Annotated in this window: 17 protein-coding genes; all 17 read left to right on the top strand. The window is 58.6% G+C overall.

Annotated features, from left to right (window positions below):
- Nucleotides 1–129 precede the first annotated feature (129 nt).
- The gene (locus OZX75_RS00195) at nucleotides 130–1,002 is read left to right on the top strand and encodes an aldo/keto reductase (RefSeq protein WP_277146241.1); all 873 of its coding nucleotides are present in this window, start codon (nucleotides 130–132) and stop codon (nucleotides 1,000–1,002) included.
- Between the two features lie 348 nt (nucleotides 1,003–1,350).
- Nucleotides 1,351–2,838, top strand: coding sequence for a peptidase U32 family protein (locus OZX75_RS00200; RefSeq protein ID WP_277147545.1), 1,488 nt, complete (start codon nucleotides 1,351–1,353; stop codon nucleotides 2,836–2,838).
- Between the two features lie 371 nt (nucleotides 2,839–3,209).
- Entirely contained in the window at nucleotides 3,210–4,448 is a 1,239-nt protein-coding gene (locus OZX75_RS00205) for a purine nucleoside phosphorylase YfiH/LACC1 family protein (RefSeq protein ID WP_277146242.1), read from the top strand.
- A gap of 114 nt (nucleotides 4,449–4,562) precedes the next feature.
- On the top strand, nucleotides 4,563–5,276 hold the full coding sequence (locus OZX75_RS00210; protein WP_277146243.1) for a pyroglutamyl-peptidase I: 714 nt from the start codon (nucleotides 4,563–4,565) through the stop codon (nucleotides 5,274–5,276).
- A 197-nt stretch (nucleotides 5,277–5,473) separates the two neighbouring features.
- Complete coding sequence (locus OZX75_RS00215; protein ID WP_277146244.1) at nucleotides 5,474–7,282, top strand: cell division protein; 1,809 nt, start codon at nucleotides 5,474–5,476, stop codon at nucleotides 7,280–7,282.
- Between the two features lie 213 nt (nucleotides 7,283–7,495).
- The gene (locus OZX75_RS00220; protein ID WP_277146245.1) at nucleotides 7,496–8,833 is read left to right on the top strand and encodes a C1 family peptidase; all 1,338 of its coding nucleotides are present in this window, start codon (nucleotides 7,496–7,498) and stop codon (nucleotides 8,831–8,833) included.
- A 549-nt stretch (nucleotides 8,834–9,382) separates the two neighbouring features.
- Nucleotides 9,383–9,580 (top strand): hypothetical protein, encoded by a 198-nt coding sequence (locus tag OZX75_RS00225; RefSeq protein WP_277146246.1) that lies wholly within the window; start codon nucleotides 9,383–9,385, stop codon nucleotides 9,578–9,580.
- A 103-nt stretch (nucleotides 9,581–9,683) separates the two neighbouring features.
- Nucleotides 9,684–10,823: a 3-deoxy-7-phosphoheptulonate synthase gene (locus tag OZX75_RS00230; RefSeq protein ID WP_277146247.1), complete on the top strand. Its 1,140-nt coding sequence runs from the start codon at nucleotides 9,684–9,686 to the stop codon at nucleotides 10,821–10,823.
- Between the two features lie 274 nt (nucleotides 10,824–11,097).
- The gene (locus OZX75_RS00235) at nucleotides 11,098–12,369 is read left to right on the top strand and encodes a 3-deoxy-7-phosphoheptulonate synthase (protein WP_525930245.1); all 1,272 of its coding nucleotides are present in this window, start codon (nucleotides 11,098–11,100) and stop codon (nucleotides 12,367–12,369) included.
- Between the two features lie 139 nt (nucleotides 12,370–12,508).
- Nucleotides 12,509–13,201, top strand: coding sequence for a 5'-methylthioadenosine/S-adenosylhomocysteine nucleosidase (gene mtnN / locus OZX75_RS00240; protein WP_277146249.1), 693 nt, complete (start codon nucleotides 12,509–12,511; stop codon nucleotides 13,199–13,201).
- A 352-nt stretch (nucleotides 13,202–13,553) separates the two neighbouring features.
- Nucleotides 13,554–14,675, top strand: a complete 1,122-nt coding sequence (pstS, locus tag OZX75_RS00245; RefSeq protein ID WP_277147547.1) for a phosphate ABC transporter substrate-binding protein PstS — start codon at nucleotides 13,554–13,556, stop codon at nucleotides 14,673–14,675.
- Nucleotides 14,676–14,935: 260 nt separating this feature from the next.
- Nucleotides 14,936–15,997: a phosphate ABC transporter permease subunit PstC gene (pstC, locus tag OZX75_RS00250; protein ID WP_277146250.1), complete on the top strand. Its 1,062-nt coding sequence runs from the start codon at nucleotides 14,936–14,938 to the stop codon at nucleotides 15,995–15,997.
- Nucleotides 15,994–17,112 (top strand): phosphate ABC transporter permease PstA, encoded by a 1,119-nt coding sequence (pstA, locus tag OZX75_RS00255; protein ID WP_277146251.1) that lies wholly within the window; start codon nucleotides 15,994–15,996, stop codon nucleotides 17,110–17,112. The genes pstC and pstA overlap by 4 nt, the downstream gene beginning before the upstream one ends.
- Before the next feature lie 245 nt (nucleotides 17,113–17,357).
- Entirely contained in the window at nucleotides 17,358–18,137 is a 780-nt protein-coding gene (gene pstB, locus OZX75_RS00260) for a phosphate ABC transporter ATP-binding protein PstB (RefSeq protein WP_277146252.1), read from the top strand.
- Between the two features lie 236 nt (nucleotides 18,138–18,373).
- A complete protein-coding gene (locus OZX75_RS00265) occupies nucleotides 18,374–19,768 on the top strand; it encodes an NCS2 family permease (RefSeq protein ID WP_277147549.1) in 1,395 nt (464 codons plus the stop codon).
- Between the two features lie 455 nt (nucleotides 19,769–20,223).
- On the top strand, nucleotides 20,224–20,745 hold the full coding sequence (rplJ, locus tag OZX75_RS00270) for a 50S ribosomal protein L10 (RefSeq protein WP_277146253.1): 522 nt from the start codon (nucleotides 20,224–20,226) through the stop codon (nucleotides 20,743–20,745).
- Between the two features lie 126 nt (nucleotides 20,746–20,871).
- Entirely contained in the window at nucleotides 20,872–21,255 is a 384-nt protein-coding gene (rplL, locus tag OZX75_RS00275; protein WP_277146254.1) for a 50S ribosomal protein L7/L12, read from the top strand.
- Nucleotides 21,256–21,505 lie beyond the last annotated feature (250 nt).

A 21,505-nucleotide genomic window follows, 5' to 3' on the forward strand; every position in this document is an offset into this window, starting at 1 on the left:
GACGGCATATGATTGTGGCTTACGTGCCGTTTGCCGGCAGCAAAGTGTCTTGGCGGCAATGAGGTGGAGAAAATCCGCTTGGTTCCGTAGGCTGGGAGCATCGATAATAAATACTGACAAAGGAATAATATGGTATTACATCGTAATCTCGGTCCGCTCGACACCACCGCCATCGGGTTGGGCGAGATGCCGCTGACCATCGAGAACAACCTCGGCGAGGCCAAGGGCATCGAGACCATCCACGCCGCGCTCGACGCCGGATGCCGTCACATCGACACCGCATGGTCGTATTACTGCTCCGGCGGCGAGGAACAGACCGGCGAAAAGCTGGTACGAAAGGCCATGGCCAGCTGGGACGGCCCCAAGGACGAGGTGACCATCGCCACCAAGGTCGGCCATTTCCGTAACTTCGCCGAAGACGGCACCACCCCGACCTGGGGCGTCAACGGGCAGCCCGAGCATCTGGTCGAGGCCGGCAAGCAGTCGGCGCTCGCGCTCGGCGTCGACACCATCGACCTGCTCTACCTGCACCGCCCGGACCCGAACGTGCCCTACAACGAGTCCGTCGAGGCCATCAAGCAGCTGCTGGACGAGGGCGTGGCGAAGCTCGCCGGCATCTCCAACGCCTCGGTCGAACAGATCGACATCGCGCGCAAGATCCTGGGCGACAAGCTCGTCGCGGTGCAGAACCAGTTCTCGCCCACCTACCAGTCCACCCGCGACACCCTCGACTACTGCGAGAAGCTGGGGCTGCCGTTCGTCTGCTGGAGCCCGCTCGGCGGCTACCGCAAGGCCAAGGACGAGACCAAGTACGACCCGTTCCGCGAGGTCGGGCAGGCCCATGGGGTGAGCCACCAGCAGGTCGTGCTCGCTTGGGAACTGAGCCTGGGGCGTCATGTCTTCGTCATCCCCGGCGCCCATCGCCCCGAAACGATTCTCGACAGCCTCAAGGCCGGCGACCTCAAGCTCAGCGCCGAGGAGCTCGCCAAGCTCAACGCCTGAGTCGGGCTCGTGTTCGTCGTCGCGGATAGCGGTTCTGCGTCTTAAATGGGTTGTTTCCAGCAGTATATCCATGATAGGTGCTGGAAACAACGCAAAAATTGTCGCAGAATGGGTTGTTTCCAGCACAATAGACGCAGTTGATGCTGGAAACAACGTATTTGATTCCTACTCGTGTGTACGACCTCCACGGTCGGGGTGTGACAGGATGCTTCTTGAGGTTGTGACGTTATGTCGCACGTTGCCGTGGCCTCGTTGGTCTAGACTGAAACGGTGCGGTTGGGCGAATATGAGAATAATGAGGATGATGTAATGGCCGGAAACAATGGAAACGAGCCGATCCAGACGAGGATGGTGCGGCGGCGCAGGCCGGAGGTGCTGGCGCCGGCAGGCAGCCTCAGAAGTCTCAAGACGGCCATCGACTTCGGTGCGGACGCCGTCTATTGCGGGGGCAAGGAATTCGGCATGCGTTCGGCCCCGAAGAACCTTTCCATGGATGATCTGAAGGTTGGCGCCGCCTACGCCCACGAGCGTGGGGCAAGGGTGTATGTGACCTGTAACGTCCTGCCGCACAACAGTGAGGTCGAGGATATCAAGACCTATATCGCCCACCTCGCCGCCACCGGCATCGACGCGCTGATCATCACCGACATCGGTGTGTTGATGGCCGCTCATTCCATCGCCCCGCAGCTCGAGCTGCACGTCTCCACCCAGGCCGGCGTGACCAATTATCTTGCCGCCAACGCGCTCTACGAACTGGGTGCGCGCCGCGTCGTGCTGGCCCGCGAGCTCGACCTGCAGGCCATCCGCGACATCCGCGCCAACATCCCTGAAGATATGGATATCGAGACCTTCGTGCACGGCTCGATGTGCATGGCGTTCTCCGGGCGCTGCCTCATCTCGAACTACATGAACGGACGCGACGCCAACCACGGCGAATGCTCCCAGCCCTGCCGCTGGAAATACAGCGTCGTCGAGCAGAAGCGCCCCGGCCAGTTCTTCCCGGTCGAGGAGAACGACGAGGGCACCTTCCTCTTCAATTCGCAGGACATGTGCATGCTTGAGCATGTCGACGATATGATCGACGCCGGCGCCTCGAGTCTCAAGATCGAGGGGCGGGCCAAGAGTGCGTATTACGTAGCGGCAATCACCAATGCCTACAAGTGCGCGGTCAATGAATATATGGTGCAGCGCGGTTTCGAGGACGCTGACGGCAAGAGCTTGAAGCCGTTGCACGACATGGTGCGTCGTTCCGACGTCGTGCGGGCGACCCGCGCTGTCGGGGAGCTTGAATCCAGCGGATCCATTGGTTTCCGTGGCGTGCAGAATGCGGGCGCCGAGGCCGCGGCCAAGGCGACGATTTCCGCGAGCGTCCCGGCGTTGGTGGGTGCCGAGGCCACGAAAGCCCAGAACGCTGAACCAAAGCATGTCGAGCTGCCCCAATGGCTTAAGGACGAACCCTACAAGGTTTCGCACCGCGACTATTCCACCGGTTTCTACTACCCGGAGCACAAGGCCGGCCAGAATACGGATCGTGGTGGTTACTTCCGCGACTGGCTGGTGGTCGGCGAGGTGATCGGCTACGACGCTGCCGCGCGGCGCCTCACCCTGATGAGCCGCAACAAGATCGAACCCGGCCAGCTCATCGAATTCCTGATTCCGGGACGCGAGCCGGTCGATTATACGGTCGCGGCAGGCGGTATGGAAGACGCCGACGGCAATCCGGTCGAGGAGATCAACAATCCTGCGCACGTCTTTTCGATGCCGTTGCCGTTCTCGGTGCCCGAACACTCGATGCTTCGCTCGCGTGCCAAGCAGCGCACGTTCAAGGCTGAATAGAGAATTTCTTCTCCTCTGGCTGTCGCTCTGACACCGTAATGAACGCTTAACCCTCGTTATTGGCCATGTTGGTGCCACCAAGTTGCCGGTTTTGGGACAATACGGTATCAATTCTCTCGAATATTCGTATCTTGGTGCACCAAGATGGGTCTTTAAGGGGGAAATTCACATTTTTCTGTTCATTTGGGGCATCTTGGTGCACCAAGATGACCTTTTAAGGGAGAATTCACACTTTTCCACTCGTTTGGGGTGTCTTGGTGCACCAAGATGGTCGAAATGGGGCGATTGAGTGGTGACATTCATGAGGAGGACCGTGAGGTTGGACTTCAGCTGCATTGATATCGGAGTGTGTCTTGCGATAAGGTGGCGGCATGAGTGAAACTGCAAACCAAGATGGCACGATTCTCAATAGCAATGCCATTCCATCGACGGATACATTCGGCAATCCCATTCCCGTCACGATTCCCATCGACCTGGCGCCAGGTGTCAAGGTCGTCTACACCACGCGGCTCGGCGGTTTGAGCGCCGGCGATTGGGGCAATCTCAACCTTGGCGGCAAATCCGGAGACAGCCCGTCCGCAGTTCAGGCGAACCGCGTGGCGTTGGCCAAGGCCGTCGGGGCTCCGCTTTCATTGGTGGCGCAGGTTCATTCGGGCAAGGTCGTTGATGTCGATACGTTTTTCGAGCGCAACGCACCGTACGGTTGCGATTTCTCCGGCACGATTATCGACTCCGGTCAGCGCCACGGCAACGTATCCGCGGCGGCTACCGGTGAACTGACGGTGGAACAGGATGCTGAGGAAATCGACACCGTTGACGGCGCTGAAATCATGGGAACCCAGACGTGCGTCGAAATCCGCGAATCCGTATCCGGCAATAGTTCCGCAATGGTGGCAAAGGCTGAAACATCAAACTTTGATATCGCCAACAATAATCAATCTTCTTCAAACGCAGCGAAAGCCGGTGTGAACTCTCCGACCGCTTACCCGCGTCTTGAAGCCGACGCCGAGGTCACCTCGAAAACCGGTGTGGCGCTTGGCATGTTCGCGGCCGACTGCCTGCCCGTGCTGCTGGCCGACCTGCAGGCGGGTGTCATCGGTGCGGCACATTGCGGGCGGAAGGGCTTGCAACGCGGGGTCATCGGCGCCGCGGTCGATCTGATGGTGGCCAAAGGTGCACATCCGAACCGCATCGTGGCCACGCTCGGCCCTTGCATCTGCGGCGACTGCTACGAAGTCGGTGACCAGATCGCCGACGAATTCGACGCGCAGTTCCCGGGGACCTTCACCCTAACCCACTTCGGCGGCCCCGGCATCGACATCGCCAAAGCCGCGCTGCAGGAGCTCGCCAAGGCCGGCATACCGGCGGACAATGTCATCAGCTCGGCCCCACGTGTCGGTGCCGCCACGCAATACCTCGATCAGGACGCGGAACTTGCCGCCTTGTGCGCCGTCGACGGCGAGGGCAGCCCCAAACTTTCGGAGCGTATCGGCCAGGTGCGCCACAGCCTGTGCACGCTCGAAAACCCGCTTTTCTACTCGCATCGTCGTGCGAGCCTTGCGCATAAATCGCACGAAGGCCGTCTGCTCGCGCTGATCGTACGGGAATAATCTTTGTGGAATGAACCCTCACGGGATATCCGAAATCTCTTGATGCCAGAATTATAAACGGATAGAAATCCCTATAAAATAACCAGCGCCACACTCCGCGCTAGACTGGAGAGCATGGAACACTTGAACGTTGTCATCTCCGGTTTCGACCCTTACGAAGGGATCAAAAGCAACCCTTCGCATGTGGTGCCGCATGCGCTCGCGGACGATGGGCTTGGCGACGCTTCCGGCCTTGAGGGCGATGACCTCTTACGGGACGTGGATATATCGATCAACGCCGTCGATCTGCCGATAAGCGTCGACGAGTGCTGGCCTCTGCTCAGGGAAACGCTTCAGGCCACGCATCCCGATATCGTCATTGCCACGGGGCTCAAAGCCGCGGCTCGCGGTATTCTGCTCGAACGCTGCGCCAACAACATCATCGACACCGCCCGTACGACGATTTCCGGCGAGATGACGGGCCTGCCGTTCGAACCTGCGGACGAGGCTTCGCGCAAGCCGATCGCTTCGAACGGCCCTGCCGCCTTCTGGACGAAACTTCCGCTGCGTTCCATCCTCGATAATTTTGCCTCGGAGGAAATTCCCTCGGCCTTGAGCTCGGACGCGGGCACGTTCGTCTGCAACTCCCTTTTCTACAATCTGATGAAATGGACGACCGGCCAGCACAAAGTGCTTTCCGGATTCGTCAGCCTCCCGATCATCAACGAGGAACCCCATCCGCAGCATGGTCTGACATTCAACCAGCAGGTGGAGGCATGCCGTGTGGTGGTGCGACAGACCGCTCGTTACTTCCTCGAGCCGACGTCATCGAACATCCTCATGGCCTGAAGATTTTCAAGTGGCTGCCGCCTTGGGCCCATCCTCGATGGCAGCCGTTAGAATCCGGACACTCCGAATCGCGTGGTGTCTGTGTGGATTAGAGACGTTTCGGCATAAATCTCTTGAAAAATACACTACAATGAGCCAATAGTATGTATCGGCTTTCAAAAACTGTGGCTTTAGGTCGCAAGGCGAAAGGAATCACTATGGCGGACGACCGCTTCACGACAGAATTGCGCGGGTATAACAAGGAGCAGGTAGACCAGGAGTTGGCTTCGTTGCATCAGACGCTCGATCGCATGCGTGCACAGGTCAATTCCAGTGACCAGGCGATTCTGCAACTGCGTGCGCAGCTTGAAGAGGAAAAGAAGAACGCGAAGAAGGCGTCGCAGGGCAATTCATTCGCTTCTTTGGGAGCCAATGCCCAGCAGATGCTCGCCAGCGCTGAGCAGACCAGCACGGAACTGGTCAACCGCGCCAAGCAGGATGCCGCAAGCACCCGCGCTGCGGCCCAGCATCAGGCGGAAACCCTGATCAACAACACCAAGCTCGATGCGCAGCACATCACCGACGAGGCCAATTCGAAGGCGGCCACCATCCTGGCCAAGGCGCAGACCGAATCCGAGTCGATCACCACTTCCGCCAAGCAGGATGCCACCAGACTGCGTGAAGAGACGGCCAAGAAGGTCACCGAGCAGCGCGACACCATCGAAATCGAATTGACCAACTCGCGCGAGGAACACAACAAGCGTCTCGCCAGCGAAAAGGCGAAGCAGGACCGCGAGATCGCCGAGCTCAAGGCCAAGGCCACCCAGCAGGTCGCCGAACAGCGCAAGGCCGCGAACGACGAAGTCGCCAAGCTCAAGAGTGACGCCAGCGATCAGATCGAGACCGCTCTGGGCGAAGCCAACAAGAAACTCGCCAACGTGCGTGAGCAGGTCTCCCGCATGACCACCGAGGCCCAGCGCAAGGCGACCGAAATCACCGATGACGCGAAGGCCAAGGCTCAGGGCATCGCCGATGAGGCGGAAGTCCAGCGCACCAAGACCTTGAGCCAGGTCAATGCCGAAGTCGAGCAGATTCGTTCTGATATCTCCAAGCAGCAGGAAGAGGCGACCAGCAAGGTCAACGATCTGTTGAAGCAGCTGGAAGAGAGCCGCGCCGCGGCCAAGAAGGAAGCGGACAGCCTGGTCTCCAAGGCCAAGGATCTGAGGGACGAGGCCGACAGCTATACGGTTTCAAAGCGTCAGGAAGCCGACGCGCAAGCCGAAGAGATTATCTCCAAGGCCAAGAAAGACGCCGAGGCTCGCGTCGAGGAACGGCGCAAGGCCGCACAGGGCGAGCTTGATGGGCTCGCCAAGCGCATCAAGGATCTCCAGGAGCGCGAATCGACCATCACCCAGCGTGTCACCGAGCTCCGTTCGATGTTCACCAATGCGTTCTCCGGATTCGGTTTTGCCGATGACAAGAAGTCCGGGGTCAACGTTCCGGTGGTCAATGCCGTAGCCAACGATCTCGACGATGCCGCGCAGGCAGACCAGCAACAAGACCAAAAGCGCGAGCCCGAAGACCAAGGCGAGGCGCGCCCGAACTCGGGCAACGCTACCGGTACAGGCCAGGCTCCTGCTGCGGCTGTGCAGATGCCGGCCTCTTACGCGCCTAGTAATCATGCGGTCAAAGCCCCGGTGCAGCAGCCGGCCCAGGTCCCGCAGCAACATGGTGGTCAACAGGCTCAGGCTCAGGCACAGGCGCAGGCGCGCAATGCTTCGGATTCCGAGCAGGATCCCGCTCCCAGAAGCGGTATGCAACAGCTTTCCAATCTGGTGAATAACGCTTCGAAAAAGAATCCTTCGGTCGGTGATGCGCCTGCCGCACCTGCTGCCAATGCGCCGATCAATGGCGGGGTACCGGCCAACGCAAGGTTTGCGGCCAATAATCAGAACCGTGTCAACAGCGATGATGTCATTTTCCCTGAAGGCGGCGAGCCTGCCGGCGGGGCTCCTGCGAGGCGGTAGTCTTACCCGTTTTGCATAACGGTTGGGTGCGCTGTGGCGATTGGGTCATGGCGCACTTTCGTATTTTCTCGACCAGATTTCTTGTCCAGTTCCTTCATATGTATTGATGACGTTTGATTCCAAGGCTTCGCGATACCTCGGATTGCAATTCGCGTGTCGGATACAGCGCATGGAATATGGTGGAAAGTAAACCAACCAAAGGAGCATTGTCTAATGAGTGAAATGAAGCCGCTGAGTGCCGACCGTCTGGGGCAGTTGCAGGACGATTTCGAAGCGAAACCCGTCAACACGCTGGCCATGAATGCCGTCACCACTTCCGGCATCAACCCGGTGGCGCACAATTACGACCGTGCCCGTAGGCTTCAGCGTCGTTTCTCGGTGACCGTCGACAACGGCGAAGTCACCAACCAGAACCGTTCCGGGCGTTGCTGGCTCTTCAGCTCGCTGAACGTGGCGCGTTTCGTCGCCAAGCAGAACCTCAATCTTGACAAGTTCGAGTTCTCGCAGAACTATGCGATGTATTACGACAAGCTCGAGCGCATCAACTACTTCCTGCGTGACGTCGCCGATCTGGTGCGCGCCGGCGAACCCGCTGACTCCCAGCTTATGCAGCACCTGCTTGCCGACGTGATGGGTGACGGCGGCCAGTGGACGATGGCCATGAACATCTACAAGAAGTACGGCGCCGTGCCGAAGGACTTCTTCCCGGAGACCGCCTCGTCGACCAACACCAGTGAGATGAACACGCAGCTGCGCCGTATGCTGCACACCGCCGTGGCGCATATGTACGCCGATCCGTCCGCGATCGACAAGATCGTCGATGAGGGCGTCGAGGCCGGTCACCGCATGCTCACCATCCACTTGGGCGAGCCGCCGAAGAGCTTCGACTGGGAGTGGACCGATAAGGACGGCAACTTCCACCGCGACGGCGAGATCTCGCCGGTCGAGTTCTGGAAGAAGTACGTCGGGCCGGCGCACCTCGAGGACTATGTCTGCCTCGTGGATGACCCGCGCGCCGAGCACGCCAAGGGCAAGAAGATCGGCATCGAGCACCTGGGCAACGTCATCGGCGGAGATGCGACCGAGTACCTGAACGTGCCCAACCAGTTCATGAAGGACTGCGTGCGCCGCATCCTCTCCGAGCAGGGCACGCCCGCTTGGTTTGGCGCGGACTGCCATCCGATGATGGACCGCGACAACGGCGCCTGGGCCACCGACCTCTACGAGTACGGCAAGGTCTACGACGTCGATTTCGATATGAGCAAGGAAGACCGCGTGCGTTACGGCGACTCCGCGATGAACCACGCGATGGCGTTCGTCGGCGTCGACGTGGCCGACGACGGCACGACCACCAACCGTTGGCGCGTCGAGAACTCCTGGGGCTGCAAGGTCGCCGACAAGGGATACTTCACCATGGCCGACGACTGGTTCACCGAGTACGTCTACGAGGTCGCCGTCCCGAAGTTGATGCTCCCCGCCGACTACCAGGCCGCCCTCACCGAGCCGGCCACCATGCTCCCGGCTTGGGATCCAATGGGCGCATTGGCCTGAAGAAAATAGCCCAGTGGGCTATTTTCGGCCAATACGCGCCTGAGGCCAGGGATTTCTGGCCTCAGGTAACGAGTTGGCTCAAGACTGAGTCGCTTTTTTCTTAATGATTAGTATGGGCGCGTTAGCTTGAGGCAAACAGCCCTGTGGGCTGTTTGCAGCTAACACGCGCCTGAAACCGGCACCTGCCGGTTTCAGGAAACCAGTTGGCGCTTGGTTGAGTTAGATATGATTGTCGACTAATTAGGGCGCTCGCGTAAGAAAAGCCCTGTGGGCTTTTCGTGCGAGAGCGCTGGAGGTCGCTTCACAGCGGCCTCCAGTAGAATTGAGTATCGAGCGTGAGCGAGATTCTCTAATTGCAGGCGCATTGGCCATAGAGAAACAGCCTTGTAGGCTGTTTCTGGACAATACGCGCCTGAGGCCGGAGATTTCCGGTCTCAGGTAACCATTCGAAGGTCGTTGAATAAGTTTTTGTTTGACGATTATATATACTCGGAGAGCGCTCGCATAGCGCGAGGCCGCCTAACATTGAGCAGACAAAGGAGTAGGTCAATGAGACATTATTTTTTGAATCATCCGATTGTTTGGGCGCTTGTTTTCGCGCTGATTATGTTTGGCATCGATGTCATCGGCGTGCTTGCCGGCATCGAGGATGCCAATGTACTCGTGCCGTCTGGTGTCAAAGCAGTGATAGCCGGGATTATTTTTTATGCGCTGGTACGTTGGACCGGAGCCAAAGTCAATAAGTGACTATTCGGCGGTATTACACTGTTCAATCGATTATAATAAGCACCCTGTTGCGGCATAAGGCAGCAGCGGAATAATATTTACATCAAGCAAGAGGAGGGGAATCATGGCGATTATGCGAGGGCCTGGAAGTTCTGAGGACGCACGGCGATTTAGCGAGGAAGCCGTTTACCCCGAAACCGTGGATGTCAACATCCGCCAGCTTGACCCCATTCCTGCACCGCGCGCGTTCCTGAAGGAAACCCCGCTGACCAAACCGATGAGCGATCTGGTGTTGAAAAGCCGTCAGGAGATCCGCGATATCCTGCACGGCCGCGACGACCGCCTGCTGGTCATCGTCGGTCCCTGCTCGATTCACGACCCTAAGGCGGCGTTAGACTACGCCCAGCGTCTGGCCAAGGTCAATGAGGAACTCAAAGACCGTCTGATGATTGTGATGCGCGTCTATTTTGAGAAGCCGCGTACCACGGTGGGTTGGAAGGGCTTGATCAACGACCCCGACCTCGACGGCGAATTCAATATTCGCAAGGGCATGGATCTGGCCCGCAAGGTGCTCGCCGACGTGCTGAATCAAGGTTTGCCCGCCGCCACCGAATGGCTCGATCCGATCACCCCGCAATATATCTGCGATATGGTCAGCTGGGGCGCCATCGGCGCGCGCAACACCGAAAGCCAGGTCCATCGCGAGCTGGCCAGCGGCATGTCGATGCCCATCGGTTTCAAAAACTCCACCGACGGCTCGGTGAAGGTCGCGGCGGATTCCTGTTATGCCGTCGCCAGTGAGCATCATTTCCTTTCCATCAACCTCGACGGACGTGTGATTTCCGCGGAAACCAAGGGCAATCCCGATTGCCATATCGTCCTGCGTGGCTCGAATTCCGGTCCGAATTACGACGCCAAGTCCGTGGCCGAGGCGCTGGAGACGCTGAAGCAGTCGAAGGTCACCGGCCCGAGCGAGCACGGCCTGGTCATCGACGCCGCCCACGGCAACTGCGGCAAGGACGAGGTACGTGAGGCCGAGGTCATCGAAGAGATCGCCGCTCGTCTGGCCAAGGGCGAGCCCGGCATCTTCGGCGTGATGATGGAGAGCAACATCCGCGGTGGCCACCAGTCGCCGGCTCCGCTCGACCAGTTGGTCTACGGCCGTTCGATCACCGATTCCTGCATCTCCTGGGACCGTACCAGCGAGTTGCTGCACACTCTCGCTGATGCCGTGACCGCCCGTCGCAAGCTCGATGGCGAATGACGGCTTAGATGCGATGAAAATCAGCGTTTTGACGTCGTTTTGCTGATTTTCATCGCTTGTTCGATTGAACATGCGAGCATAGTCACGATTTAAAGCGCTTTTCGCTGATTTTCATCGCATCGTTATCATGGCGAGTGGCTTATAGGCGTAGGCTGTGGTGTGGCCTATTCTTGAAGTCAGGGATGATGAAACCGCATATGCCACCGTCGATAGTGGTTATAGTGCGATGCGGGAACGCGAATAACGCTTAACCGGCAATCAATAAGTGGGGGGAATGAATATGGGTTCGACTTTACACGACGCTGAGGGCGCGTCGACGTCCGACAACGGTAACGGACTTGATTGCAATGCAGAGGCTCAGACTGACCAAAGCATCGGCGACGCCAAAAATCGCGCCGCCTTCGAAAAGGCGCTGAAAAACGGCGAGAACCCGCTGAAGGTCAAAGGCATCAAACGCTGGGAGGACGAGGCCGGGGTCAACCGCATCGTCAACCGCCGCGTCTTCGAACTCGAGCCGTTGCCCACCCCGGCAGACGTGCTTTCCAGCATGCCGTTGAGCGACGAAGCCACGGATCTGGTCGTTCGTTCCCGCAATGAAATCCGCGATTGCCTGTACGGGAAAGACGACAGGCTTCTGGTCATCACCGGCCCCTGTTCCGTCCACGACCCCGCCGCCGCGCTGGATTATGCCCACCGTCTGGCCAAGATGAAGGACGAGCTCGGCGACCGTCTCCTTATCGTCATGCGTGTCTACTTCGAAAAGCCGCGCACCACGGTGGGGTGGAAGGGTCTGATCAACGATCCGGACCTCGACGGCAGTCACAACATCAAGAAGGGCCTGTTGCTGGCCCGCAAGACCCTGATCGGCGTGCTGGGTGAAGGCGTGGCCGCGGCCACGGAATTCCTGGAGCCGACCAGCCCGCAATACATTTCGGACGCGGTGAGCTGGGGCGTGATCGGCGCGCGCAACACCGAGTCGCAGATTCACCGCCAGCTGGCCAGTGGCCTATCGATGCCCATCGGCTTCAAAAACGCGACCGACGGCTCGGTGAAAGCCGCCATCGACGGGTGCTATACAGCTACCCAACAGCACACGTTCTTCGGCATCGACCACCTCGGCCGCGCCAGCGCCGTCGAGACGCTCGGCAACCCTGATTGCCATGTCGTGCTGCGCGGTTCTTCGCACGGCCCCAATTACGACACCGCTTCCGTCAACCAGGCCATGCATTCCATCCGCAGCGAAATGCCGGCGGATTCCGCCGCCTGCCATGGGCTCATCATCGACTGCTCGCACGGCAATTCCGGCAAGAACGAGATTCGTCAGGCCGAGGTCGCGCGCGAGTTGGCCGGACGCATCGCGGTAGGCGAGCCCGATATCACCGGGCTGATGATGGAGAGCTTTATCGCCGGCGGCAACCAGCCTGCGGCCCCGCTTTCACAGCTGGAGTATGGCAAGTCGATTACCGACAAGTGCATCGCCTGGCCCGAGACGCAACGGCTGCTGCGCGAGCTTGCCAACGCCGTGGACGTCCGCCGCGGTGCCTGAACGGTACAATCGTGACGGAGTAGGATATGGCATTTTGTGGTACACAATTCCGTCCGCAATGTCATATCCGTGTCTGAATATATTGAAAACAGCTTTATACGAAAATAACGTCGCTTAAAAACACAGAAACCGAGGAACTATGAAGACTGTCGCCATTATCGGAGCCATGGAAGAGGAAGTCGCGCTGATCGCCAAGTCCCTGGACGGCGTGAAGCACAACAAGACCGCGAGCCTCGATATCAACGTCGGCACGCTCACCTCCAAGTCCGGCGAGCCAATCACCGTCGCCGCGACGGTGGGCGGCATGGGCCTGGTCAACGCCGCGGCCACCACCCAGGCGCTCGTCGACGCCTATCATCCCGACGCCGTCATCTTCTCCGGCATCGCCGGCTCGCTCAACAAGTCGATGCATATCGATGACATCGTGCTCGGCGGCACGCTGCGCTACCTCGATTCCGACATGCGCATGATCGCCCAGTGGAAGCCGGAAACCGAGGAATTCCACAGCGACCGGCATCTGCTCGACGTAGCCGACGCCGCGCTTGACGAGATGGGCATCCACCACATGACCGGGGTCATCGCCTCGGGCAACAATTTCATCGGCACCCCCGAAGCCGCGGCCGTGGTCGCCGAAAAGACCCACGCCGACGCGGTGGAGATGGAAGGCGCGGCCGTGGCCCATGTCGCCGCGCGCAACGACGTGCCCGCCCTGGTCATCCGCGCGCTTTCCGACGAGGCCGACACCGATTACGAGCAGTTCAAGGAATTCGATATTTCCGAATACGCCGACACCGCCGCCCGCCTCGCCGTCGACATCGTCACCAGGCTGTAATCGTTCGTCAATCATTCCGAGCCTTGTTCGCCCAATGAGAAAAGCAAAGGCTCGGATTTCCCGTATTCGAAGGATTCCGGCAAGAAAAGGTCGGGTAGTGTACCAGATGGTTGGTCGGCTGTGGCCCAATGATTTGGCCGTTATGTAATACGATAAAAATAACATAATGCCAATAATTACGGTCAATAAATCCCTACCAAAAAGCGAAAAGGTCGGTTCTGATTTCAAAGCGAGGTCGGAGGCCCATCTTTCGATTGGTCGGCGACCAAAGCCAAAAGCCCGACCAAGCATCACGCAAGTGTCTAATGGCCCTCGGCAGACCATCTGTCATAATGAAACCGTGAGCAACATCATGCACAGCACCACGTGTAAGCGCCTCATCGCTGTTGTTTCCTCGTTTGCGATGATGGCGGCATTTTCGGCTTGCGGTGACAATACCCCAGCTGATACCACCGGAGCCACCAAAGGCAAGAATTCCGGCATTTCCGGCGAGTTTCATGGCGCCGGTGCCTCTTCACAGCAGGGTGCCGTGGAAGCGTGGATCGCCACGTACCAAGGCAAAAACCGCAATGCGAAAATCGCCTATAACCCTTCCGGTTCCGGTGCCGGGGTCTCCACGTTTTTGACCGGTGCCATCGCTTGGGCGGGGACCGACGCCCCGTTGAGCGAAGAGCAGGTGGAGCTCTCCAAAAGCGTCTGTAAATCCGGCAGCGCTTTCGACGTTCCCGTTTACGTTTCCCCGATTGCGGTGGTATTCAATCTCAAAGGCATTTCAGGGCAGGGCAAGCACCTGAATATGGACGCCGGCGTCATCGCGCGTATTTTCGACGGGAAGATCACCCAGTGGAACGACGAGGCCATCAAGGCCGAAAACCCCAAGGTGAGCCTGCCTGCCACGCCGATCACCGTGGTCCATCGTTCCGACAAATCCGGTACGACCAATAATTTCACTTCCTATCTCAAGGCCGCCGCGCCGAACGACTGGGGCCACGATCCGCAGGAAAACTGGCCGAACGAGGTCGGTCAGGCCGCCAAAGGCACCGACGGCGTGGTCAGTAGCATCGGCCAGGCCGACGGCACCATCGGTTACGCGGACCTCGCCAAGGCCGGCAATTTCGGCACGGTCAGCGTCAAAGTAGGTTCCGATTACGTCGCGCCCGCCGCTGATGCCGCTGCGAAAACCGTCAACGCCTCGCCGTTGCGCGCAATGCCCAAGGGGAGCAAACGCGTGGTGGTGAACGTGGACTATGCCACGGATAGTGCAGGCGACTATCCGGTGGTCTCCTCCTCGTACGTAGTGGCGTGCCCGGCTTACAAAGACGCGAAAACCGGCTTGTTCGTGCGTGACTGGCTGGGTTATGTCTTGAGCGACAGCGGCCAGAAAGTGGCTGCGGACAACACCGGCTCGGCCGCTCTTGGGGGAGCGTTGACGCAGAGGGCTTTGAAATCCGTCAATACGATACAGGCAAAATAGTTTGGTACTTGTAGACGAAGAATTGAATATACGAATATCTGAATAATCGAATAACTGAATAACGGAATAATCGAAATAGCTAACAATTAGTCCAAAGATATTATCAAGCAGACAAATACATAGCTTACTGGACGAGATTATCACGAGATCATTCGGTAGACGAAACAATCCGACCCAACGATTCACTTTTTCCGGAAACCGGTTGGTTGCAGGATTGCAAAACCGATTCGGCTCGCTTCAAACTTCGAGTAAGGAAAAGCATGGCGAATATATCTGAAAGTAGCAGCGTGGGGCAGGTGGTGTCTGCGGCCACGGGCCAGGTCAGCGCGACTTTAAGCGCTCCGGCCGGTGGTGGTGCAGGCGGTCGCCGAGACGGCCTTGATTTCAGCAATGCCAAACCGTCCAAACACAGCCAAGACAAGGTTTTTCACGCCCTGGCCGTCGGTTGCGGCGCTTTGATCCTGGTGGCTTTGGGCGCTGTGGTGCTCTTCCTGCTGCTGCGTGCCTGGCCGATTTTCGCTGGCCCGCAGGACCGGACTGCTGCGGTTTTCGCCTCCTTAAGCGGCGGCAAAGCGCACGGGTTCTGGCAATATGTCGGGCCTCTGGTGTTCGGTACGGTGGTGATTGCGGCGCTGGCGCTGGCGATCGCCTTTTTTGTCGCCGTCGGTGTTGCGCTGTTCATCACGTTTTACGCACGCAAGCGCATCCAAACGGTGCTCAATTACGTCGTCGACCTGCTGGCCGCGATCCCCTCGGTCATCTATGGCCTGTGGGGCGCGCTGGTACTGGTGCCGGCGACCTACCCGTTCTGGGCTTGGGTTTCCACACATCTGGGCTGGATTCCGCTCTTTGCGGGACCCGCCGCGAACCCGCCGCGCACCGTCGCCAGCGCCGCGGTGATTCTGGCCATCATGATCATGCCGATCATCACCTCGATGACCCGTGACATTTTCGCTGCTACCCCGCGGCTCAATCAGGAGGCGGCGCTCGCGCTCGGAGCGACCAAATGGGAGATGATCAAGCTGACCGCCCTGCCGTTCGCGCGGTCGGGCATGGTTTCGGCCTCGATGCTCGCACTCGGACGCGCGCTGGGGGAGACGATGGCGGTGATGATGGTGCTTTCGCCGGGCATGACCTATTCGTGGCACTGGCTTGAGGCCTCGAAAAGCCAGACCATCGCCGCCAACATCGCCGCGCAATATCCCGAGGCCGATTCGCTCGGTGTCTCCGCCTTGATCGCCACCGGTCTGGTCTTGTTTGTGATCACCTTCGGGGTGAATCTCCTTGCCAGACGTATTACAAAGAGGGGAGGTGCGCGATGAACGATACAACCGCTGAAGTCGAACGTTCCCTGCATTCTGGGAATCACGGCAATTATGCTAAAGCCGAACGTTCCTTGGGTTCCGGAAATTGCGGCAGCCATGCTGAAGTCTTAGGAAAGACGAACGAGGATGATGCAATTGTCGCTTCGCAATGCGTTCCTCCGACTCCTGATTTCTCGAAGTTCAGGCCATCGGAAGCCCTGCTCAAACGCCGCGAGTTCAAGAGCCGGATCATGGCCGGAATCATCGGCCTCGCTTTTGTCATTGCCATGATTCCGCTGATTTCGTTGCTCTGGACCACCATCGCTCGCGGTGTCAAACGGCTCAATCTGAACTTCCTGACATTCAACATGTCCGGCGTCATCGGCGGCTTGCCGACACCAACCGGGGGTCACGGCGGTATCGAACACGCGATCATCGGCACGCTCGAGGTCACGCTTGGCGCGATGCTGATTTCCGTGCCGGTCGGCCTGATGTGCGCGATTTATCTGGTCGAATACGCGCGTGGCGGCAGATTCGCCAAGGCCATCACGCTTCTGGTCAACGTGATGAGCGGCATCCCCTCGATTGTCGCGGGCCTGTTCGCCTTCTCGCTGTTCGCAATTCTGATGGGGCCCGGGGTTTCCAACGGGTTCGAAGGTTCGGTGGCGCTTTCGATTCTGATGATCCCCACCGTCGTCAATTCCAGCGTCGAGATGCTGCGGATCGTCCCCGACGACCTGCGCGAGGCGTCGTACGCGCTTGGCGTCACCAAATCGCGGACTATCGTGAAAGTCGTCTTGCGCACCGCACTACCCGGCATCGTCTCCGGCGTCATCCTCGCCATCGCCCGCGTCATCGGCGAGACGGCGCCGCTGCTGATGACCGCAGGGTTCATCGCCACCACCAACTGGAACCTGTTCGCCGGCCAGATGACTACCTTGCCGGTCTTCGTCTATCAGGAATATAGCAAGATGTCCGTGACCTGCCCGCCGAGCGCCGGCCCGGGGTGCGTCGCGTCCATTCCTACCGAGCGTTCCTGGGCGGCGGCGTTGGTGCTGATTGTCATTGTGCTGGTCTTGAATCTCGTTGGCCGCCTGGTACAGCGACTGTTCAGCACGGAGGCATCTCGATGAAAGGCGGCATCGCGCGATTCATCACGTATGGCGGCCCATCGGCCTCGATACGGCGCACTTTTCTGACGGTAATGTGCAAAAAGTGCATGTTAGCTGTTCCAAAACGCACTTTTCTGACGCTGGCGTGCAAAAAGTGCATTCTGGATTCGGTAAAGCGTACTTTTGGGACGGTGGCGTCTGAAACTGCGCGATACGTAAGGTGACACAGATTCCGATATAGGTATCAACAATGAAAGCGAGACAACATGGGGCAACGCATCGATGTCGAACACCTGAACGTCTACTACGGCGATTTCCTGGCCGTTCAGGACGTCAATCTCAACATTCAGGCCAACAAGGTCACCGCGTTCATCGGACCGTCCGGCTGCGGCAAATCCACGGTCCTGCGAACGCTCGACCGCATGCACGAGATCACGCCGGGAGCGCGGGTCGAGGGCAAGGTGCTGCTCGACGGGCGTGATCTCTATGGCAAGGGGGTCGATCCGGTGGCCGTGCGCCGCGATGTCGGCATGGTTTTCCAGAAGGCCAATCCGTTCCCGACGATGTCCATTCGCGAGAACGTCTTGGCCGGTATTCGCTTGAACAACCGCCATATTTCAAAAGCCGACGCTGACGAGCTCGTGGAATGGGCCCTGCGCGGCGCGAATCTGTGGAACGAGGTCAAGGACAGGCTTGACAAACCGGGCATCGGGCTTTCCGGCGGCCAACAGCAGCGCCTGTGCATCGCCCGCGCCGTCGCCGTCCACCCGCAGGTGCTCCTGATGGACGAGCCCTGTTCCGCTCTCGACCCGATCTCCACGCTCGCGGTCGAAGATCTCATCAACGAGCTCAAGCGCGACTACACCATCGTCATCGTCACCCACAACATGCAGCAGGCCGCGCGCGTAGCCGATTACACCGCCTTCTTCAACTTGAAGGCCGTCGGCAAGCCCGGCCATCTCGAGTATTTCGCCGACACCACCACGATGTTCAACAACCCGCAAAACGAAGAGGCCGAGCGCTACATCTCCGGCCGTTTCGGGTGATCGAGTTTTTTAAGTCAACAAGATATCAGACACGCTGGAACAGACGTAGGGGAGGACCGGTGTTATATTCGAGATGTCCGCGGGAACGCGGGCGAGTCGCAGCAACCTCCGTATCGTCAATTCATCTATCAACAGCTAGTGAAGTCGTCGGTTTTGTAGTGGTAACGCCTTGAACGCCGACCGCCCCTTTCTCTATAGCTCTGACTTGGCGGTGCAAAACCAAGGAAGAGAGAATGATGGACAGGTTCTTCCATCTTAAAGAAAATCACACCACAGTATCCACTGAAATTACAGCAGGCATCACCACCTTCTTCGCGATGAGCTATATCATCGTCGTCAATCCGCAAGTGCTGAGCACCACCGGCATGCCATGGGGCGCCGTGTTCCTCGCCACCATCATCGCCTCCATCGTCGGCACGCTCGTCATGGGCCTCTTCGCCAACGTTCCCTACGCCCAGTCCGCCAGCATGGGTCTCAACGCCTTCTTCGCCTACACGGTGTGCGCCGGCCTCGGCTTCACTTGGCAGGAGACGCTGTGTATGACATTCCTGTGCGGCCTGATCAACATCCTGATCACCGTCACCTCCATCCGTAAGCTCGTCATCGCCTGCATCCCCGAGTCCCTGCAGCACGCCATCGGCGGCGGCATCGGCCTGTTCGTGATGTACGTCGGCATGTTGAACGTCGGCTTCATCTCCTTTACTCCCGGCGACCCGAAGGCCGCGGCCAAGGGCGGCCCGATCAACGCCACCCCTGGACTGGCCACGCTCAACACGCCGACCCTCTGGGTCTTCCTCATCGGCCTGGCCATCGCCATCGTGCTCACCCTGCTCAAGGTTCGCGGGTCGCTCTTGATCGCGATCATCGCCGCCGCGCTTATCGGCATCCCCTTCGGCATCACCAACATGAGCCACGCGGTCTCCATCTCTGACACCTTCGCCCAGCTACCCACCACCTTCCTCGCGATCTTCAGTCCGCAGGGCTTCCCGGCGCTGTTCGGCAACCTCGGCCGTCTGCCGCTCGTGATCGTCACCATCTTCGCCTTCTCCATGTCCGACACCTTCGACACCATCGGCACCTTCGTGGGCACAGGGCGCAAGACCGGCATCTTCTCCGACGAGGACATCAGGAACATGGCCAACGGCAAGGGCTTCAGCTCCAAGATGGACAAGGCCCTCTTCGCCGACTCCATCGCCACTTCCATCGGCGGCCTGTTCGGCACCTCCAACGTCACCACCTACGTCGAGTCCTCCGCAGGCATCGCCGCGGGCGGTCGCACCGGCCTGACTTCGGTCACCGTTTCCGCTTGCTTCCTCATCTCGATGTTCCTCTCGCCGCTGGTCTCCGCGATTCCGTCCGCTGCCACTGCCGGCACCCTGGTCGTGGTCGGCTGCATGATGGCCTCCAGCTTGAAGGAAGTGCAGTGGAACGATCTCGCCGAGGCGATCCCGGCTCTCTTCGCCTCCGTGTTCATGGCGCTTTCCTACTCCATCTCCTATGGCATCGCCGCGGGCTTCATCATGTACTGCCTGGTGAAGATCTGCAAGAAGGAGATCAAGGACATCCACCCGGTGATGTGGGTGGTCACCGTCCTCTTCATCCTCGACTTCGCGCTTCAGGCCGTGCTTTGATCGCTCGCTGACCATGAGGATGCGATGAAAATCAGGATTTTATGCTCATTATCCTGATTTTCATCGCATCCTCATTTTGAGTTGCGAGCAAAATCAGCGGAATGGGGCTATGTCGCTGATTTTCATCGCATCCTCGTAGCGGGTTGACGTCGCGCGTGTCGCGCAGTCGGGCGGGTTCCGTATAGTATGTATCTGTAAACCACAGACTGTTGGTTAGAGGCTGCAAGGTCTCTCGAAGTTTGGTTCGCCAAGCCAGCATAGGTTGAACGATATGAACGTTCCTTGTATAAGGGAACAAGCCATGAAAATGGCGTGATTGTTGCTCTGCCTGTGCGCAGGGCATTTTTTGTAGAGATACAGTTATTGCTGAATGCGTTCGTCGCATTCGCGATATCGCCCGAAAAGCTGAAGCATTCCGATTTCCTTAATCAATGGTCGACTCAGGAAGGAACGCCATGAAAAGGCCCGATAAGGCAAAGGTGATCGAGGAGCTCACGGAGCAATTCCGTGACGCCGACGCGGTCTACCTGACCGAGTACCGCGGGCTTACCGTTCCGCAGATTTCCGATCTGCGCGAAAAGCTAGGCCGCGATACTTCCTACTCAGTGGCTAAGAACACGCTCGCTCGCATCGCCGCCAAAGAGGCTGGATACGAAGGCTTCGATGAAGTCCTCGCCGGCCCCTCCGCAATCACTTTCGTCAAGGGTGATTACGTCGAGGCTGCGAAGATCCTGCGTGACTTCGCCAAGAAAAACAAGGCCCTCGTCATCAAGGGTGGTTTCGCAGACGGAACCATGTACGACGCCGAAGGCTTCATGAAACTCGCGAGCCTCAAGTCCCGCGATACGCTGCTTGCCGAAATGGCCGGAGACCTCAAGGAATCCATGGCCAAGGCCGCTCGCACCTTCGCCGCTCTGCCTACCAAGGCCGTGCGTACGATCGATGCGCTGCGCGAGAAGCAGGAAAAGGCCGCTTGATTTTTCCCGCGGTTGCGGCCGTGTGAATGTCAGGCAGTTTTGCAGTAGTCAATAATTAAAAAATTTCAAAAATTTAGGTGACGGAACCAATAAACATCCGTCATCGGAAAAGAAAGGAAGCCTATTATGGCTAAGCTCTCAAGCGATGAGCTCCTCGACGCGTTCAAGGAAATGACCCTGGTTGAACTCTCCGACTTCGTCAAGAAGTTTGAGGACGAGTTCGATGTCGAAGCCTCCGCTCCGGCCGTTGCCGTTGCCGCCGCTCCTGCCGCTGGCGCAGGCGATGGCGCTGAAGAGAAGACCGAGTTCGACGTCGTGCTCTCCTCCTTCGGCGACAAGAAGATCCAGGTCATCAAGGCCGTCAAGAACATCACCGGCAAGGGTCTGGCTGACGCCAAGGCGCTCGTCGACGGTGCTCCTACCACCATCCTCGAGAAGGCCAAGAAGGACGACGCCGAGAAGGCCAAGTCCGAGATCGAAGAGGCCGGCGGCACCGTCGAACTCAAGTAGTTCTTTCTTCTTTGCGGGTAGCGACGGCCGCGGCGGTTTAGAACCGTAGCCGTTTAATCCCGGAAATTGTTGCAGACCCTGCGTGTGGAATCTCCACTCGCAGGGTTTGTTCATTTTGTCGGCTATCGTAGTACCTAAGGTATGTCCTCTACATAAAAGGCGAGGGCAGACTCATGCGTGAGTGTTGTCAATGTCTGTCATTTTCCTTCTCGGCTCAAGGTAAACATGGCAGAATGGAACGAGCATGAAC

The sequence above is a fragment of the Bifidobacterium sp. ESL0800 genome, from assembly GCF_029395355.1.
Lineage (GTDB): Bacteria > Actinomycetota > Actinomycetes > Actinomycetales > Bifidobacteriaceae > Bifidobacterium.

Bases quoted from the DNA above. Each gene is read 5' to 3' on its own strand.
- OZX75_RS00195 (WP_277146241.1), top strand. From the start codon at position 130: ATGGTATTACATCGTAATCTCGGTCCGCTCGACACCACCGCCATCGGG.
- OZX75_RS00200 (WP_277147545.1), top strand. From the start codon at position 1,351: ATGGTGCGGCGGCGCAGGCCGGAGGTGCTGGCGCCGGCAGGCAGCCTC.
- OZX75_RS00205 (WP_277146242.1), top strand. From the start codon at position 3,210: ATGAGTGAAACTGCAAACCAAGATGGCACGATTCTCAATAGCAATGCC.
- OZX75_RS00210 (WP_277146243.1), top strand. From the start codon at position 4,563: ATGGAACACTTGAACGTTGTCATCTCCGGTTTCGACCCTTACGAAGGG.
- OZX75_RS00215 (WP_277146244.1), top strand. From the start codon at position 5,474: ATGGCGGACGACCGCTTCACGACAGAATTGCGCGGGTATAACAAGGAG.
- OZX75_RS00220 (WP_277146245.1), top strand. From the start codon at position 7,496: ATGAGTGAAATGAAGCCGCTGAGTGCCGACCGTCTGGGGCAGTTGCAG.
- OZX75_RS00225 (WP_277146246.1), top strand. From the start codon at position 9,383: ATGAGACATTATTTTTTGAATCATCCGATTGTTTGGGCGCTTGTTTTC.
- OZX75_RS00230 (WP_277146247.1), top strand. From the start codon at position 9,684: ATGGCGATTATGCGAGGGCCTGGAAGTTCTGAGGACGCACGGCGATTT.
- OZX75_RS00235 (WP_525930245.1), top strand. From the start codon at position 11,098: ATGAATATGGGTTCGACTTTACACGACGCTGAGGGCGCGTCGACGTCC.
- mtnN (WP_277146249.1), top strand. From the start codon at position 12,509: ATGAAGACTGTCGCCATTATCGGAGCCATGGAAGAGGAAGTCGCGCTG.
- pstS (WP_277147547.1), top strand. From the start codon at position 13,554: ATGCACAGCACCACGTGTAAGCGCCTCATCGCTGTTGTTTCCTCGTTT.
- pstC (WP_277146250.1), top strand. From the start codon at position 14,936: ATGGCGAATATATCTGAAAGTAGCAGCGTGGGGCAGGTGGTGTCTGCG.
- pstA (WP_277146251.1), top strand. From the start codon at position 15,994: ATGAACGATACAACCGCTGAAGTCGAACGTTCCCTGCATTCTGGGAAT.
- pstB (WP_277146252.1), top strand. From the start codon at position 17,358: ATGGGGCAACGCATCGATGTCGAACACCTGAACGTCTACTACGGCGAT.
- OZX75_RS00265 (WP_277147549.1), top strand. From the start codon at position 18,374: ATGGACAGGTTCTTCCATCTTAAAGAAAATCACACCACAGTATCCACT.
- rplJ (WP_277146253.1), top strand. From the start codon at position 20,224: ATGAAAAGGCCCGATAAGGCAAAGGTGATCGAGGAGCTCACGGAGCAA.
- rplL (WP_277146254.1), top strand. From the start codon at position 20,872: ATGGCTAAGCTCTCAAGCGATGAGCTCCTCGACGCGTTCAAGGAAATG.